At 60.6% G+C, this 16,892-nt stretch carries 13 protein-coding genes and 1 tRNA gene; 4 read left to right on the plus strand and 10 right to left on the minus strand.

Annotated features, from left to right (window positions below):
* Window positions 1-9 precede the first annotated feature (9 nt).
* From H8S34_RS13395 to H8S34_RS13425, 7 genes are all read right to left on the minus strand, one after another.
* On the minus strand, window positions 10-1,125 hold the full coding sequence (locus H8S34_RS13395; protein WP_186964263.1) for a hypothetical protein: 1,116 nt from the start codon (window positions 1,123-1,125) through the stop codon (window positions 10-12).
* Between the two features lie 673 nt (window positions 1,126-1,798).
* Window positions 1,799-2,353: a cupin domain-containing protein gene (locus H8S34_RS13400; protein ID WP_101693005.1), complete on the minus strand. Its 555-nt coding sequence runs from the start codon at window positions 2,351-2,353 to the stop codon at window positions 1,799-1,801.
* Between the two features lie 123 nt (window positions 2,354-2,476).
* Window positions 2,477-3,799 (minus strand): GntP family permease, encoded by a 1,323-nt coding sequence (locus tag H8S34_RS13405; RefSeq protein ID WP_366485984.1) that lies wholly within the window; start codon window positions 3,797-3,799, stop codon window positions 2,477-2,479.
* Window positions 3,800-3,833: 34 nt separating this feature from the next.
* Window positions 3,834-5,174: a D-serine ammonia-lyase gene (gene dsdA, locus H8S34_RS13410; RefSeq protein WP_101693007.1), complete on the minus strand. Its 1,341-nt coding sequence runs from the start codon at window positions 5,172-5,174 to the stop codon at window positions 3,834-3,836.
* 350 nt (window positions 5,175-5,524) lie between these two features.
* A tRNA-Thr gene (locus H8S34_RS13415) sits at window positions 5,525-5,600 on the minus strand.
* A 129-nt stretch (window positions 5,601-5,729) separates the two neighbouring features.
* Window positions 5,730-6,674, minus strand: a complete 945-nt coding sequence (locus H8S34_RS13420) for an L-lactate dehydrogenase (RefSeq protein ID WP_101693008.1) — start codon at window positions 6,672-6,674, stop codon at window positions 5,730-5,732.
* Window positions 6,675-6,777: 103 nt separating this feature from the next.
* Window positions 6,778-8,391, minus strand: coding sequence for a potassium/proton antiporter (locus tag H8S34_RS13425; protein ID WP_101693009.1), 1,614 nt, complete (start codon window positions 8,389-8,391; stop codon window positions 6,778-6,780).
* A gap of 183 nt (window positions 8,392-8,574) precedes the next feature.
* Here H8S34_RS13425 and H8S34_RS13430 point away from each other — a divergent pair, with 183 nt between their 5' ends.
* The 3 genes from H8S34_RS13430 to trxA all read left to right on the plus strand — a co-directional run bounded on the left by H8S34_RS13430 (window position 8,575) and on the right by trxA (window position 10,116).
* Window positions 8,575-8,877: an ArsR/SmtB family transcription factor gene (locus tag H8S34_RS13430; protein ID WP_101693010.1), complete on the plus strand. Its 303-nt coding sequence runs from the start codon at window positions 8,575-8,577 to the stop codon at window positions 8,875-8,877.
* Entirely contained in the window at window positions 8,867-9,736 is an 870-nt protein-coding gene (locus H8S34_RS13435; RefSeq protein WP_186964265.1) for an NAD(P)/FAD-dependent oxidoreductase, read from the plus strand. Before H8S34_RS13430 ends, H8S34_RS13435 begins: the two co-directional genes overlap by 11 nt.
* 62 nt (window positions 9,737-9,798) lie before the next feature.
* Window positions 9,799-10,116 (plus strand): thioredoxin, encoded by a 318-nt coding sequence (trxA, locus tag H8S34_RS13440; RefSeq protein WP_101693012.1) that lies wholly within the window; start codon window positions 9,799-9,801, stop codon window positions 10,114-10,116.
* A gap of 57 nt (window positions 10,117-10,173) precedes the next feature.
* On the opposite strand, the gene H8S34_RS13445 is transcribed toward trxA, so the two are convergent.
* Entirely contained in the window at window positions 10,174-10,554 is a 381-nt protein-coding gene (locus tag H8S34_RS13445) for a DUF4363 family protein (protein ID WP_186964266.1), read from the minus strand.
* Complete coding sequence (locus H8S34_RS13450) at window positions 10,551-11,234, minus strand: DUF421 domain-containing protein (RefSeq protein WP_101693014.1); 684 nt, start codon at window positions 11,232-11,234, stop codon at window positions 10,551-10,553. Before H8S34_RS13450 ends, H8S34_RS13445 begins: the two co-directional genes overlap by 4 nt.
* Before the next feature lie 195 nt (window positions 11,235-11,429).
* Here H8S34_RS13450 and guaA point away from each other — a divergent pair, with 195 nt between their 5' ends.
* The gene (guaA, locus tag H8S34_RS13455) at window positions 11,430-12,971 is read left to right on the plus strand and encodes a glutamine-hydrolyzing GMP synthase (RefSeq protein WP_101693015.1); all 1,542 of its coding nucleotides are present in this window, start codon (window positions 11,430-11,432) and stop codon (window positions 12,969-12,971) included.
* 137 nt (window positions 12,972-13,108) lie between these two features.
* Here guaA and H8S34_RS13460 read toward each other — a convergent pair whose 3' ends face one another.
* Window positions 13,109-16,738, minus strand: a complete 3,630-nt coding sequence (locus tag H8S34_RS13460) for an S-layer homology domain-containing protein (protein ID WP_186964267.1) — start codon at window positions 16,736-16,738, stop codon at window positions 13,109-13,111.
* Window positions 16,739-16,892 lie beyond the last annotated feature (154 nt).

The following is a 16,892-nucleotide window of genomic DNA, read 5'->3' on the forward strand; positions in this document are numbered from 1 at the left end:
GGTCTCCTCTCAGGTTTGCTGATGCTGCATGGATACGATATGGCAGTCCGGGCAGAATTCCACATAGAGCGTGCCCTCCGCACAGTCAAACACCGTATCCCACTGGATCTGAGCCAGATACTTCATGGGCTTCCCGCAGTGGGGGCAGGTGGTATATCCCGCGTCCTGTACCCAGTTGGCAAAGCCGCCGATGGTGTTCACATCCTGGCAGGCCGCACCGTAAAACAGGGGAACAGGCGCCTTACCCAGCACAAAGGGATTTTCCGTGAGGGCCTTGTAGTCCTCAGGACTGACATAGCAATCCGTCTTCTCCGCCCCGTCAAAGAGTTCGGAGGGGAAGACCTCCACGTCGCCGTTCAGAGTAAAGCGGTTGAATGCAGGGCCCTTGAGAAAACCCACACAGCTGGGGCAACAGGTGGCGGTCAGGATGCCGTCCAGTCCCAGGAACCGGAGCCGATCATCCAGGCCGTCCAATACCAGCATGTCCACCATGCGCCCGCCGCAGTGGGGGCATGTGTCCTCCCTCGCCTGGCCAATGCGGACGGGAGATTTCTCACCGGCGGTTCCTTTAACCATAGGATAGCAGGTGTCGAAGTTGAGTTGGATTTTCTGGCCCTCCTTGTTGAAGGTCCAGCCTCCGATTTGCGCATAGCTGGATGGGTCCACATAGAGGCCCTTGCGCCAGGGCCGGGGATTTCGCTCCAGCTCCAGCAGAGTCTCCATTGCCTTATCATCTCCCTGCATAGCAAGGCAGCTCATCAGGTTGGATGCCTCGCTGGAATATTCCGCGGACAACAGCGCATGAATCAGACCATCCCGCACATCGACGGGAGCGTGATAATAGATCTCACAGGGCCAGAACACCTCTGCAGACAGTGCCCCCCGCTGGATCTCCGGGGCGATGGCATCCCGGTACCCCAGCAGCTGCCAAAAGTCGGTGAACTCCGGGTCTTCCATCTCCGCCAGCCGCTGGATGTTCTGTACCAGGTTTCTTTGCTTTTCGGCCATTTGTTCCGGCGTCCAGGCCAGAGCAGCTTGTCGATCCTGCTCACATTTGCATTTCCAGCACAATCCCTCATAGCCCAAAGAGATCCCACAGCCGGGGCAGGTGTATTTCAGGCTCATGTTCTTTGACTCCTTTCCAAAGATAGAAAGACGCCCTGCGACACCCTGTCACTTGGACAGGCTGACGCAGGGCGTGAAAAGGCCGCAAGAAAGAAGCCACATCTACCCCCAGATGTGGTTTCCTCCACAGGCAAAATCCATTTTTTATATAGAATCAAAGGTGTCTTTAACTGATTCGTGTGCATCTCCCAAAAACTTCCGCCTACATCACGCATGATTCCATGCGTACAGTGTAAGTTGCTTGTGATACTTTTATATATGGTTAGTTGCTTCTTTCAAACCATAAGGTCAGATGGTTCCTTTCCATCATACCTAATTACATGGAAATTATCAACTAAAACTTGCATCAATAAATCCCAGAAACGGTTCTCTGTAGGAAAACGCATAGGTGATGGCTGACAAAGGGGGTACCAATCTTTGGGAGCGTTATCCTCGCTTTAGAATCTTATTGGTCATCTTTTTACAATTATTCGTTTCTGCTGCCTGAAACGATTCAAAGCAAGCGCGCTACCAACTGCGCTACACCCGGAAAAAAAGACAACCCACAAACAGGGGAGAGGGGGACTTGGATAAAAAATATCCATGCGGGGGCTCCGGAGAAAGAGACGCTGAGAGCCGCCGCGTAAGATTTCACGCGGCGGCTCTGAACGGATCGGTTGTCCCGCAAGACAACTCAAAAACTTGGCGGTGTAATGGCAAACACCGCTTTGAAATCAGAGTCGTAGCAGTTGACCCAGCGGTGGGGACTCATGGGAGGAATCCGGACAGAATCTCCGCTCTCCAGATGGTGTACGGTCCCGCTCAGGTGCAGATCAATCTCTCCGCTGATGATGTAGGCGACCTCTTCGCCGGTGTGCTCCCGGGGCACATCGGAGGAGGACACACCAGCCGGAATCTCCATCAGGCAGAATTCGATGGCGCCGCTGATGTCCGGCGTGAGGAGCTTATACATGACCTCTTCACCGATGCGTCCGATGATGCGGTTCTCGCCCTTGCGCACGATGAGACGGTCGGCCTGCACATCGTCCTTAAAAAATTGGAACAGGGGCACATGGAGCGCCTCTGCAATATTCTTCAGGGCATTGATCGAGGGATTGACCGTATTGCTCTCGATCTGGCTGAGCATGGAGGGGGATAGTTCCGCCTGTGCTGCCAGCTCACGCAGGCTCATTCCGCTCTTTTTCCGGAATTCCTGCACTTTGATGCCAATATTGATCTCTTCCGCCATAAGTCGTTCCGTCCTATCGTGTGTTTATTTGCGATCGTTCCACGCGTAGGTACCATTATAACACAAACGGGCCCGGTATAAAACCGGGCCCGTAAAATTTCCCGCCGGACGCAGGACAGGCAATCAATGCAGGAAGATCAGGCTCAGGAGGAACACACACACGAGCGCAGTCAGGGATTGCAGAACACTGATGAGAGGAATGGTCTTATAGGCGACCGAGGTATCCATCTCAGAGGTCGTGGCGGTGACCCAGAAGAAGTCGTCGTTCCCGTGGAATACCATCAGGCCGCCGGCAGCGCAGGCCAGCATGGCGATGATGCGGCCCATGGGGGAGGCAAAGCCCAGGATATCCAGCAGAGGCACGATCATGGTGGCCGCAGTCACCATGGCGATGGTGGCGGAGCCGACGCAGGTGCGGAACAGGAAGCCGATCAGGAAGGGAGCCAGGATGCCGATGGCCAGACCGGAGAAGGTCTCGGTCAGGATGTCCTGGAGGGGGGAAGCCTTCAGCACGCTGGAGAATGCGCCGCCGGCGCCCACGATCAGGACGATCTGGCCCGCGGTGCGCAGAGCCTCGGCAAAGACACCGTCGAAGCCCCAGGCGGTCTTGTCCTCGGGGAAGATCTCATGGTAGCCAATAGCGGCAATGATCAGGCCGACCAGCAGGGCCACAGCGGGGGTGCCCAGGATGTCCATGACGCCCATGACGGCTTCAGGCCAGGTGCACATGTCGCCGATGGTCTTGATCAGCATGAGGGCAATGGGGGCCAGGATGGGGAGGAAGGCCATGACCGGGCTGGGCAGCTTCTGCTGTTCCTGGGTCTCGCCCACCTCTTTGGGCAGATAGTAGTACTTCTTGCCGGCCAGCTGGGCGCCGAAGTAGCCCACCAGCATGACCGGAATGGAGACCAGAGCGCCGAAGAGGATGACCTGACCCAGGTCGGCGCTGAGGATACCGGAAACGGCCAGGGGACCGGGCGTGGGGGGCACAAACATGTGCGTCGCGTGCAGGCCCATGCACATGGCGATGGCCATGGTGGTCATGGAGATCCGGGTGTCCTTGCTCAGACGCTTGGCAATGGGGCTGAGGAGCACGAAGGCCGAGTCACAGAACACCGGGATGGAGACAAAGTAGCCGGTGATGGCCAGGCCGAGGGCGGCGTGCTTCTCGCCGGTGATCTTCAGGATGGTCTTGGCCATGGTCTCGGCAGCACCGGACTTCTCCAGAAGCGCGCCGGTGACGGTGCCCAGGGCGATGACCAGACCGATGTCCGCCACGGTGCCGCCCATGCCGCTGGTGAAGGCGGAGAGCATTTCCTCCATCCCCATGCCGGAGACCACGGCAAAGGTGACGGTGGTGGCGATCAGGGCGAAAAACGGATGGATCTTGAGCTTCACGGTACACAGGACCAGGACGACAACGGACAGGACGAGTCCGAGTATCACAAGTACATTCGGTGACATATCCCATATCCCCCCATCAATCCATGTGCGTGCTGAGATACTGATCCCAGATCTCGGCGGGTACCAGCCGTCCGCCGGTGGCCCAGGCGATCTGCACGCTGTTGGCCAGCTTCTCCTGGGTTAGGCCATGCCGGGCGCAGTAGTCCTTGGAACCCTCCAGTTCCAGCAGACCGCAGGGACCGGCGAAGGCGGCGCAGCTGGAGGGCTCGATGCGCTTATGCTCGGAGCGGTCCAGCAGGCGGAGATAGTCGTACAGCTTGCCGTCCTTCACGGTAAAATCGCCGGAGAGCAGATTGCCCAGGATGCGGGTGACAAAGCTGGAGGGGCTGGCACAGGCCAGGCCGTCCGCCTCGGTGATGCCGGAGATACCGAAGTCATGGACGTTAGCCTTTTCATACTCCTTGGTGGCCATGCCCAGGAGCACAGAGGGGCAGAGGGTGGGCTCCACCAGGAAGCAGTGCACCGCGTCCTTGAACAGCCGCTTCAGGCCGTAGGACACGCCGCCGGGGGCGCCGCCCACGCCGGTGGGGATATAGACGATGAGGGGGTGTTCCTCATCCACCGTGATGCCCAGTTCATCCAGCTGGTGCTTCAGCCGCTTGGCAGCCACCGCGTAGCCCAGGAAGAGGTCCACCGACTTCTCATCATCCACGAAATAGCTCATGGGATCGGCGTCGGAGCGCTTCCGGCCCTCTTCCACCGCCTTGGAGTAATCGTCGGCGTACTCGATGACTTCCACGCCCTTGCTGCGCAGCAGGTCCTTTTTCCACTGCTTGGCATCGGCGGACATGTGGACCTTAACGCAGAAGCCCAGGGCCGCGCTCATGATCCCGATGGACATACCCAGGTTTCCGGTGGAACCCACCTGGACGGTGTACTGGCTGAAAAAGCGCTTCATGTCCTCATCGGCCAGCTTGGCGTAGTTGTCCTCCACGGAGAGCTTACCGGCGGCCATGGCCAGCTCCTCCGCATGCTTGAGCACCTCGTAGATGCCGCCCCGCGCCTTGACGGAACCGGCGATGGCGAGATGGCTGTCCATCTTCAGCATCAGCCGGCCGGGAATGGCGCAGCCGTAAGTCTCCTCCAGTGCCTTCTGCATCTGGGGAATGTCGGCCAGGGGAGACTCGATCAGGCCCTGGGTCTCCTCAGTCTCGGGGAAGCAGCGCTGGATGAAGGGCGCGAAGCGGGCCAAGCGCGCTTCCGCGTCAGCAATGTCCGCATCCGAGACCACCAGCTGGCACAGCCCGTCGGTGACGGCGAAGGGGAGATAGTCCGGGTTGATCCAAACGGTCTCCTTCTGCTCCGCGACCGCTCGGACGGTAGGGTCTGCCTGAATGTATTTCTGTGCGTCTACCATGTTCATTTCCTCCCGTTGTTCAGTATTATTTAACTCCTGTTCAACTGTGCGTTAAGTATATATTAACACCTGTTCATTGTCAAGCGGTAACTGTAATATCTGTTACAATATACACGAACGGAGCTGGTTTTTTGTCTAACTCATACAAGATGATGGAGCGCCCGGGGAGGAGAACGGGCGCTTAGACTTGATTCAAAAGCAAAAAACGCGGGAGCGCAGGCCCATAGTTTCGGGCAGCGCTCCCGCGTTTGCTTGCGGTTCCATGTTACGAAGATTCCCCCAAAATCTCCGGAAGGGGCGGGGGAGAAGAAAAAAGAAAGCCTCAGAACCATTGCGGCTCTGAGGCTTTCTGGAGCTGGAAACGTGACTTGAACACGCGACCTGCTGATTACGAATCAGCTGCTCTACCGACTGAGCTATTCCAGCATTGCGAAGAAAGAAATATGTCCTTGACGAATAGAAATAATACCATATATTTTCCATCCCGTCAACTGTTTTCCTCCGCATTTTCAAAGAAAAGTCTGCCCGGGGCACACCCGGGCAGACAGGACTGGATCAGAGGGGAAGGCGCTGCACGATGTCGCGCAGCTGTCCGGCGGAATTGGTGAGAGCCATGCGCTCGCTGCTGTTCAGAGGAATCTCCAGCACCTGTTCCACACCGTTTGAGCCGAGAATAGCGGGAATGCTGAGGGAGAGTTCCTCCAGGCCATACTCACCGTGGAGGACCACCGAGACCGGGAGGACCGCGTGCTCGTCTTTCACGATACACTCCGCAATGCGGCTGACCGCCATGGCGATGCCGTAGTAGGTGGCCCCTTTGCGCCGGATGATCTCATAGGCGCTGTTCCGCACCGTCTCATAGAGCGCCTGCATGGCGGCGGGGTCGTTCTGCATACCCCGCAGGCGGCAGAAGTCATCCAGGTTCAGCCCGGAGACATTGGAACCGCTCCACACGGCCAGCTCGCTGTCGCCGTGCTCTCCGATGATAAAGGCGTGGACGTTGCGGCTGTCCACCTGGAGGTGCTGCCCCAGCAGCTGCTTGAGGCGGGCGGTGTCCAGCACGGTCCCCGAGCCGATGACCCGCTGGGCGGGCAGGCCGGAGAGCCGCCAGGCAGCATAGGTGAGCACATCCACGGGGTTGGTGACCACCAGCAGGATGCCATCGAATTTCCGCGCCCGGATCTGGGGCACGATGGACTGGAGGATCTGGATGTTGCGGCTGATGAGGTCCAGCCGGGTCTCGCCCGGCTTCTGGTTGACGCCGGCGGTGAGGACGATGAGGGCACAGTCGGTCACATCGTCGTAGGTTCCGGCGTAAATATCCATAGATGCGGCATAGGGGAGACCATCGCTCAGGTCCATGGCCTCGCCCTCTGCTTTGGCCTGGTCCACATCCAGCAGGACCATTTCAGAAAACAGGCCGCGCTGCATCAGCGCAAAGGCGATGGATGCGCCGACAAAACCACAGCCGATCACGGCTACTTTGCGGGGGTTCAACATGGGAATGCTCCTTTCCAAAGGTGAGAATGGATCCCGCTTCGAGACAGCGGCGGGGAATGACTGCTCTTAGCATATCCAAAGAAAGGAGCCTTTAGTAAAAAAGTTAAAAAGACGGTCCGGGGAGGGGATCGTCCGCCAGCACCAGCAGGTCCCCGGATTGCAGGACCAGGTCGCCGGTGGGAATCAGGGTCTCCTCGCCCCGCAGGACCAGCAGGACGGAGGAGCCGCCCCAGTCCACCGCGGAGATGGGCTGGCCGGTCCAGTCGTGCTCCGGGCTGAGGATGACCTCCGAGAGGGAGAGCTGGGCGGTCTCCGCATAGGCCAGGGCGCTGAGAACCAGAATATCGCCGCTCTCCAGGGCGGTATCCCCCCGGGGAAGGATGCGCTCGCCCTGCCGCAGGACCATGGCGGCCCGGGTATCGGGGGGAAGAGGGGCCTCCCGCAGGGGGATGCCCTTCCAGGGGTGCTCCGCACCGATGGAGAGCTGAATAAACTGGATGGGGGTATCTTCACTGTAATCGCTGAAGGTCTTGAGGACGTCCTCCCGGTCGTCGATCATGTCCAGCCGCTTGGCGCACCAGGGGAGGAGGGTGCCCTGGACGCCAATGGAGAGGAGCACCACACAGAATACGATGTGGAACAGGTCCCGGGAGAGGCTGGCCTGGTCCATGACGGCCAGAATGGCAAAGACGATGGAGGTGGCCCCCCGCAGGCCGGACCAGGCCACCAGCATCTGCTGGCGGAAGGGCGCCCGGAAGGGAGCGAGGAGCAGGGCCACCGCAGCGGGCCGGGCCAGGAGGGTGAGAAAGAGGGTGACGGCAAGGGCGGTGGGCAGCACGGCGGGCAGGCGGGAGGGGAAGGAGAGCAGGCCCAGCAGGAAGAAGAGGGTGAGCTGCATCAGGCTGGTCACGCCGTCCAGAAAGTGCACCAGTTCTTTTTTCTCCGGCCACTTCTCGCCGCCCAGGATGATGCCCACCAGGTAGGCGCTGAGATAGCCGTTCCCGCCGATGGCGGTGGGGAGGGCATAGGAGAAGAGGGCGATCCCCACAATGACCAGAGGGCCGTATCCGGAGGTGCCCCGGGGGAGGCGGCGGAGGAACCAGACCGAGAGAGCCGCCAGTCCTGCGCCGCAGGCCAGGCCGAAGAGGATCTGACCGGCGGCGAGGCGGAACGCCATGCCCGGAGTGAGACCGCCGCCCAGGAGGGCCAGCGCCAGACAGGTCAGCGTGTAGGAAAAGGGGTCGTTGCTGCCGCTCTCCAGCTCCAGCATAGAGGCGGTGTGGAAGCGCAGGCTCAGGCGCTTGGAGCGCAGAATGGAAAAGACCGAGGCGGCATCGGTGGAGCTGAGCACCGCGCCCAGAAGGAAGCTCTCCTGCCACGGAAAACGCAGCACCAGGGCGCAGAACAGGGCGGTCAGACCGGCAGTCAGCAGTACGCCCAGGGTGGAGAGCAGGATAGAGGGCAGGGCGACCCGGCGGGCGGCCTTCCAATTGGTTCCGAAGCCCCCGTAAAAAATAATGGAGAGCAGGGCCACGGTGCTGATCTGATTGGCAAAATCATAGTTTTCAAAGGAGATCTGTGCCAGGCCATCCGAGCCGAACAGCATACCCAGGAACAGGAAGGCCAGCAGTACCGGTATGCCTACGTGAGTCGAGAGCTTGCTCAGCAGCACACTGAGCAGAAGAATGGTGGCGATGAAGAGTAAAAGCAGCGTCAAAACGGGCTCCTTTCTTGGAATATGAGGTGGAAGGTATGGATATTCTACCATAGAGACCGGAACGGGGGCAAGGGTGCGGCAGGGGGGAGAGCACCTCCTGCTGGGGGGACGGAAAAAAGTCTTGACAAATTCGAATATTAGAATATAATAATATTAGAATTAACCGAAGGGGAGGAACGACGAATGAGCGAATGTCCATTTGAGGAGCGGGCGGAACTGCTCAAGGCCCTGGCGCATCCCCTGCGGCTGAAGCTGGTGCGGGGACTGCTGAAGTGCGGCTGCCGGAACGTGCGCTGCATGGAGGAAAAGACGGGGCAGTCCCAGTCCTGCATTTCCCAGCATCTGGCCAAGCTGAAGGCGGCCGGTGTGGTGCGCGCGGTGCGCAGCGGGAACGAGGTCTATTATGAAGTGGCTGATCCCAGGGCGGCGGCCGTGGTGGCCGCCCTCCTGGACGACTGTAAGGAGGAATATCACCTTGCGTTATGATATCATCGTCATCGGTGGGGGACCGGCGGGACTCTCCGCCGCGATCCAGGCCAAGACCCGAAACAAGCGTGTGCTGGTGGTGGGTGCCCGGACGGAGGACATTCCCCTCTGGAAGGCCGGACAGGTCGACAACTATCTGGGTATGCCGGGGGTCTCCGGCCGGGAGCTGCTGGAGCGGTTCGAGGCCCACGCCGCGGCGCTGGGCATGGAGCGGATGTACGGCCGGGCCCTCAACGCCATGCCGGTAGAGGATGGGTTCCTGGTCTCCGTGGGCAGCGAGGTGGTGGAGGGGGACGCCCTCATCCTGGCCACCGGCACGGCCCACGGGACGAAGTATCCCGGCGAGGCCGAGCACCTGGGCATGGGCGTGAGCTACTGCGCCACCTGTGACGGCATGTTCTACCGAGGACGGGATGTGGTCGTGGTGGGCCAGTCGGCCGAGGCGCCCGAGGAGGCCAACTACCTCCACGGCCTGGGCTGCAAGGTCACCTATGTGGCCAAAACCCGGCCGGATACCCTGGACGAGGCCATCCCCTTCCGCCGGGGCGTCAAGCTGGAGGTCGTAGGGGAGGGCAATGTGTCCGCTCTGCGGGTGGAGGGGGAGGAGATCCCCTGCGCCTGCGTGTTCCTGCTGCGTCCCTCCGTAGCGCCCGGGGAGCTGCTGCCCGGTCTGGAGTTCCGGGACGGGTACATCGCGGTGGACCGAAACATGGCAACCTCCATCCCGGGGGTATTTGCGGCGGGAGACTGCACCGGGCTTCCCCTCCAGATCTCCAAAGCGGTAGGGGAAGGCCTCATCGCAGGCCACCGGGCGGCGGAATATCTGGACCGGACCCGGGAATCGGGCCGCAATGTGTGAGATTATTTGAAACAATAGAACGATAGAACGATTCATCCACAGGAAGAAAGGAAGTAAGCGATATGGCACTCTATCATTTCAATCAGCAGGGACTGGAAAAGGCGGTCAGCTCTGGAGAGCTGGTCATGGTAGATATGTGGGCGCCCTGGTGCGGCCCCTGCCGGATGCTGGGCCCCACCATTGAGAAGCTGGCTGAGCAGTACGACGGGAAGGCGATCATCGGAAAGCTGAATACCGACGAAAACCAGCAGCTGGCCATGCAGCTGGGGATCATGAGCATTCCCTGTGTCATCTTCTTCAAGAACGGCAAGGAGATCGACCGGAAGGTGGGCCTCATGCCCGCCCAGGCCTATACTGCCGTGCTGGACGCCAACCTGTAATAAGAAAAACAAGGGCGCCCTCCGACCGGGTATCAGTCGGAGAGCGCCCGTTTGCCGTTAAAAGAGATTTTCCAGCGTGAGCTGCTCAGCCTCGGTGAGGAGCTTCAGGTCAGCCATGAGATGGGCGCTGGCGGCGGCGTATTCGCCCAGCTCCCCGGTGCGCAGAAGCTGAAGGGCCTCGTCAAAGCCGATCTGGATCTGATCGGTGTCCCCGTGCCGGAGGGTCACGTGGAGGTAGGTATTCTGGGCCAGCCACTGCTCTCTGGCCTGCCGGATCAACTCCTCGGCCCGGCGGTTCTCCCCGGAGAGGGCGAGCGTTTCGGCCTGGGCCAGCTGGTCGGCCAGTGCGGAGGTAAAGGCCTCCAGGTGGTGGGAGTGCCACAGGGAGGCACCCAGGGTCAGCGAGAGCAGGGCCGCTGCGATCCAAAGCCGTTTCAAGAACTGCGCGCCTCCTTTGCCAGGAAATAGACCCCTCCCGCCTCGTCCACCGAGAGGAGGAAGACGTCCTGCACCCGGGTGATGTTGTGCTCGGCCATCTGGCGTGTGAGCCACTCCCGGCTCAGGCCACGGGCCTGCAGATTGCGCTCCATGATCCGCCCGTCGTTGATGATGGGGAGGGGGAGTCCGGCGTCCTCCGGCTGCTGTCCCATCTGCCTGGGCGTGAGGGGGAGCTCCTCGGCCCGCAGGAGGACCGAGAGCTGGCCGTTGGTCTCCAAAATGGCATAGCGGATGGTGCTGAGGTCGGTGACCCCCTGGAGGCGCAGCTCTTCCATCAGCTCATCCAGGGTAAAGCGGTTGCGGCGCAGTTCGTGCTCCACGATCACGCCGTCCTCCACCACGATGCTGGGACGTCCGCAGAGCAGGGCCCGGAACCGGATGCTGCGCAGATTGAGCATGGAGATCACCATGGTGAGGGAGAGCAGGGTCAGGATGGGCACGATCCCCGCCAGGAGCGGGATGCCCAGATCCTGCATGGGGACGGCCGCCAGGTCGGCAATGATGAGCGCCAGGACCAGCTCCGAGGGTTCCAGCTCGCCCACCTGGCGCTTTCCCATCAGGCGGATGCCGATGATGATGAGCAGATATAGGATAATGGTACGCAGAAAGGTAATGACCAAAGCGCATCCTCCTCTCCTGAAATCCCTATCAGTATGACCGAGTGGTGTACTTTATATCCCTGTGCGCTTTGCACAAGCACACAAAAATGGGCCAGCCGAGGAGAAAGACAAGCCGAAGAACTTGTCAGGACGGCGGATATGAGGTAAAATAAAACGTAAATGCTTCAAAACTTATATCCAGAAAGGGAAGTGCGTATGTCCCATCAGCTTGTCATCGTACTGGATTTCGGCGGCCAGTACAATCAGCTCATTGCCCGCCGTGTCCGTGAGTGCGGCGTGTACTGCGAGGTAAAGCCCTACACCACGCCGCTGGAAGAGCTCAAGGCCCAGCAGCCCATCGGATTCATCTTTACCGGCGGCCCCAACTCGGTCTATGAGGAGAAGGCGCCCCATGTGGACCCTGCCATCTTTGAGATGGGGGTGCCCGTGCTGGGCATCTGCTACGGCTGCCAGCTCATGGCCCATACTCTGGGTGGACGGGTGACCGCCGCTCAGGACGACTCGGCCCGCGAGTACGGCAAGACGGAGACCTACTATGACACGTCCTGCAAGCTCTTCCAGGGCCTCCCCGAGCGGGGCATCTCCTGGATGAGCCACGGGGACTATATGGAAAAGGTGCCCGAGGGATTTGCTCTGGTGGCCCATTCCGACAACTGCCCCAACGTGGCCATCGCGGACGAGAAGCGGGGCTTCTACGGCGTGCAGTACCACCCCGAGGTCAACCACTCCGAGAACGGCGTGAAGATGATCCGCAACTTCCTCTATGAGGTGTGCGGTGCGGTGGGCGACTGGACCATGGACGACTATAAGCGCACCGCCATCACCCAGATCCGGGAGAAGGTGGGCAGCGGCAAGGTCCTGCTGGCCCTCTCCGGCGGCGTGGACTCCTCCGTGTGCGCGGCCCTGCTGGCCGAGGCGGTGGGGGAGCAGCTCACCTGTGTGTTCGTGGACCACGGCCTGATGCGCAAGAACGAGGGCGACGAGGTGGAGGCTGCTTTCTCCAAGTGGGCCATGAACTTCGTGCGGGTGGATGCCGAGGCCCGCTTCCTGGAGAAGCTGGCCGGTGTGGATGAGCCCGAGCGTAAGCGCAAGATCATCGGTGAGGAGTTCATCCGCGTCTTTGAGGAAGAGGCCAAGAAGATCGGAACCGTGGATTTCCTGGCTCAGGGCACCATCTATCCCGACGTCATCGAGTCGGGCGCGGGTGATGCGGCGGTCATCAAGAGCCACCACAACGTGGGCGGTCTGCCCGACTATGTGGACTTCAAGGAGATCATCGAGCCTCTGCGCCTGCTCTTCAAGGACGAGGTCCGTCAGCTGGGCCGGGAGCTGGGACTGCCCGAATATCTGGTCATGCGCCAGCCCTTCCCCGGACCTGGCCTGGCCATCCGTGTTATCGGCGACCTGACCAAGGAGAAACTGGACACCCTGCGGGATGCCGACGCCATCTACCGGGAGGAGATCGCAAACGCGGGACTGGATACCTCCATCAACCAGTATTTCGCCGTGCTCACCAATACCCGCAGCGTGGGCGTTATGGGCGACGGACGCACCTACGACTATACTCTGGCTCTGCGCGCCGTGACCACTTCCGACTTTATGACCGCTGACTGGGCCCGCATCCCCTATGAGGTGCTGGACAAGATCAGTGTGCGCATCGTCAACGAGGTGCCCGGCATCAACCGCATCTGCTACGACATCACGTCTAAGCCCCCGGCCACCATCGAATGGGAGTAACCCGGGCGTCCTGAAAAGCCTGAAAACACCCCTTTTGGAAGGCTTGGTGCCCTCTGCGGCAACGATTTGGCAACTATTTTTAAAATATAAGGGAGGACTGCTTTTCAGCAGTCCTCCCTTTGTTATGCTGTGGGAATTTACTTGGTGATCGTCAGGTCGCAGCTGCCGTCGTTGAGATTGGACAGCTCACCGATGAAGTAGATCACATCCACCGTGGCGGAGGGATCGCGGACGAACTGATAGCGGTCGTAGTTGGCCGGAGTCCGCTCGTTCCAATCCAAGCCGGTCTCCACATACTCGATGCCGTTATCGTAGCTGGAAACGTCATTGAACTCGCCGCACTGGAGCACACCGCCGCCGGTGATGGAGCCGGAGTTCACCAGAACAGTACCCGAGGCGACCAGCCGGGCGCTGGAGGCCACCGTGATGGTACCCATGTTGTAGGTCGAGTACCCGGTGTTCTGATAGGAGAAGCTGCCTCCGTTGACGTTGAAGCTGCCGTAGTTCTCGCTCCGGCCGTTGATGTTGACCCGGCCGCTGCTCTCCACCACGGCGCCCTGCTGGGTAGTCATGCCGCCGTAGACATCGAAGCGGGCATAGGTACCCTCTACGAAGACCCGGGCGGTGGGCTCCAGCGTCAGACCGTCGTTGACTTCCACTCTGGCCTGGTGGCTCGTTGTGTCGGAAATGGTGACCGTACCGGCAAAGACGTTGGGAACCTGGCTCTCCGGGTTGCGGTCCAGGTAGAGCATGCATGCGCTGGAAATGGAGCCGCCCTCGTCCAGATGCATACCGCCCTTTTCGCTGTGGAGGCGGAGGTAGCCATACTGAGGTACCTCCACCTTGCCGCCGGAGCGAACGGTGATGCCATCCTCCGCATTGACATTGGTATTGTAATAACGGTTCTGCTGCTCGCTCTGGCTGTTGGTGGACAGGACGCCGCCCTTGGCCACGATGAGGGAACCGTTGTCCACCGACAGGTTGGCGGCCTGATTGGCGTCACCCTCCAGGGTGAGACGGGCCGAGACGGTCAGGGAAGCACTGGAGAGATCCAGATACTGACCCGGACGCAGGGTAAGGTCCTCAGTAAGAACCACATCCTCAGTTCCGGTATAGGTGACCGCAGTGTACTCGTTGCCGCGGAGGATCTCCAATGCCTCGCTCCACACGGCGGTGTTGTAGTGCTTACGGGTATAGGAGGTGCCGCCAAAGTCCACGCTGAGCATCTGGCTTACCCCGTTGAGGGTGAGGGTGATGTCCACCGTGGCGATATCCTCGGAAGCGGGCTTCGCCGCGGTGAGAACTACCTTGCCATCCTCCAGAGCAGCCGACACAGGATATGTCTCATATTCGTCGGTCTGGTTGTCATAAATCTCCGCAGATACCTCGGGCACGCCGGAGAAGGTCTCACCCGCAAAGGGAGTGACTACGATCTTGAGGCCGGTATAGTTCTTTTCGGTGACATTGCTGCCGGAAACCTGGAAGATGTCATAGAAGCTGCCGTAGGTGTGCAGTTCGTAGGTCTCGACGCCGTCGACCCAGTTGCTGTTCAGATAGCCGTTGACCGTGCCCACAAAGTCGGGCAGAACGGTCTCGCCGGCCTTACCGCCGGTGAGGTAGTACTCCACGGTACCCAGACCGCGGTTGACGTCCTTGGTCTCCAGGCGGGTCTGGGTGTCGTAGTCACCGGGGACATCCTGGGCAGTGCGCACCACCAGGCGGGCGGACTGGAGACCCAGGACCTTGCCCTCGGCGTCGGCCCACTTGATGTAGAGGACCTCGTTGGAGGTCAGGGGCTTGCCCTCAGCATCGGACACCTGGGCCACGATGCCGGGGAAGGCGTCAGAGACTTCCTTGTACTCGGTGGAAGCCATGGCAGCCTCAGCGGTGGGAGCCACAGCGGCCTTGACCGCGCCCTCCACCGGGGAAACGGCGAGGGTGTAGCTGAGATTGGCTGCATAGGTCACAGTGGGATCCACATAGATGGTCACGGTGCCGTTGGCCACCGTGGGCTCCTCGATCTCCTCGGGCTTCACGCCGGTGCTCCACGTGCCGGAGAGCTGCTCATTGGCGGCCAGCTCGCCCTTGACCCAGATGGCAGTGACCTTGATGTCCTTGATGATGTTCTCCTTGGCCAGGTCATGGTCCCAGCCGGCGAAGAGCCAGCCGTCCTTGACGGGAGGCAGGACATCCTTCACATAGCCGCCCAGCTTGACCTTCTGCGAGGGGATCTCAGTGCCGCCGTCGGTGTCAAAGGTGACGGTAAGGGGAGGCACGTTGCCGATGTAGATCCGGCTCAGACCATTGAGGGTGAAGCGGATATACTCCGCACCTTCGATGGTGACGACCTCGCCCGGTACGGCCTCTTCCGTTCCTTCTTTATTGGTGTGGCTGGCAAAGAAGGAATAGAGGCTCAGGTCGGCGTCAGACGCCAGGCCCAGGGCCTCCCGGGACAGGGTGACGGTGGTCTCGCCCACGGGGTGGACCTTCTGCTCAGCGCCGTCCTCCGTGGTCATGGAGAGATCCACATCCAGGGTCACCAGCTCGGGGGTCACCTCAGCCTCGGGGTAGGCATTGGTGATGGCAGTTTGGATCTTGACGGACTCTTCTTCCGGGACCGCCTCGTCCGACTGGGTGACATCCAGAGAGAGGACAGCATCCGCGGGGATTTCGATCGTTTCGCCGCTTTCGTTGACGAATTTGGCGCCCTCATCCACGACAACAGGGGACTTGTCGGGATCGGTCTCGCCCGGATTCACCTGCGCGACCACCTTGCCGGTGGCGGCACTCGTCACGGTGCCGGAGTAGCTGCCGGTGCCGGTGGCCTCAGCGGTAATGGTCTGGCCCACATCCAGGGAGGACACGGTGTAGACGTTCTCAGAGGACTTCTCTACACCGCCCACCAGCCAGCGGATGGAATAGACCGAATCCTTGGGGGAGACATAGGTGTAGAGCTCATCACCGGAGTGCAGGGCAGCGCCGGTGACATCCACCTCATTGCGCAGGATGTAGATGCCGGACAGGGCAGTGGTGGTGCTTCCGCCGCCGCCTCCACCGCCGCCGCCGGAGGGCTTGGTGGTGGGTGTGGGCTTGGCCGGCTGGACCAGCTCGTCGGTCTTGTCCATCAGCTCGTCCATGATGACGGCCACGGAGGCACGGGTGGCGGTGGCGCTGGGATTAAAGACATTGCCGCCCACGCCCTTGACCAGGCCGAGGGCCTGGGACAGATAGACCGCATCCTTGGCCCAGGCGCTGATGGCGGCGTCGTCATCGAACTTGCCGGAGGCCTGATAGCCGCTGAGGTCATAGCCCATGTAGTTCAGGAAACGAATCAGGAAGGCACACATCTGCTCCCGGGTGACCAGCTCATCGGGGGCGAAACGGGTGTCGCTGTATCCGGCGGTGACGCCGGACTTGACGGCCCAGGAGACGGCCTGGGCATACCAGGCGTCGGCGCTCACATCCTGGAAGGAGGCATCGGCGCCGGTGGGCGCGGGACCGTCCAGCTTTTCCGAGAGACGGTAGAGCACGGACACGAACATACCACGGGTCATACTCCCGTCGGGATCAAAAGTGTCCGCGTCGATACCGCTGAACAGTCCGGCATTGACCACATCGGTGATGGCCTGCTGGCCCCAGTGGCCCTGAATGTCCGAAAAGGAGACCGCTTCCGCCGCCAGGGCGCCGGTGGGCAGGATACCCGCCAGCATGGCTGTGGTCAGAAGGGAGGCCAGTCCCTTTCGGAGATCTGTCTTTTGTGGTTTCATCTCTCCAACTCCTCTTACTGGTTTAGAATGGGACACGCGAAGGGGGTGCGATCATACCTTGCAATCAGCTCCTTGCATCTGGTCAGGGCAGCATATCCGGATTCCCACGGCGATGAAATATGCCGGCCGTGGGGACTGAGCCGCGGCGGGGGCC

The sequence above is a fragment of the Pseudoflavonifractor hominis genome, from assembly GCF_014288125.1.
In the GTDB taxonomy this organism is placed as follows: Bacteria; Bacillota; Clostridia; order Oscillospirales; family Oscillospiraceae; genus Pseudoflavonifractor_A; species Pseudoflavonifractor_A gallinarum.

Excerpts from the sequence above, each read along its gene's own strand:
- H8S34_RS13430 (WP_101693010.1), top strand. The coding sequence starts at position 8,575 with ATGAGCGAATGTCCATTTGAGGAGCGGGCGGAACTGCTCAAGGCCCTG.
- H8S34_RS13395 (WP_186964263.1), bottom strand. The coding sequence starts at position 1,125 with ATGAGCCTGAAATACACCTGCCCCGGCTGTGGGATCTCTTTGGGCTAT.
- H8S34_RS13400 (WP_101693005.1), bottom strand. The coding sequence starts at position 2,353 with ATGGCGGAAGAGATCAATATTGGCATCAAAGTGCAGGAATTCCGGAAA.
- trxA (WP_101693012.1), top strand. The coding sequence starts at position 9,799 with ATGGCACTCTATCATTTCAATCAGCAGGGACTGGAAAAGGCGGTCAGC.
- dsdA (WP_101693007.1), bottom strand. The coding sequence starts at position 5,174 with ATGGTAGACGCACAGAAATACATTCAGGCAGACCCTACCGTCCGAGCG.
- H8S34_RS13420 (WP_101693008.1), bottom strand. The coding sequence starts at position 6,674 with ATGTTGAACCCCCGCAAAGTAGCCGTGATCGGCTGTGGTTTTGTCGGC.
- guaA (WP_101693015.1), top strand. The coding sequence starts at position 11,430 with ATGTCCCATCAGCTTGTCATCGTACTGGATTTCGGCGGCCAGTACAAT.
- H8S34_RS13460 (WP_186964267.1), bottom strand. The coding sequence starts at position 16,738 with ATGAAACCACAAAAGACAGATCTCCGAAAGGGACTGGCCTCCCTTCTG.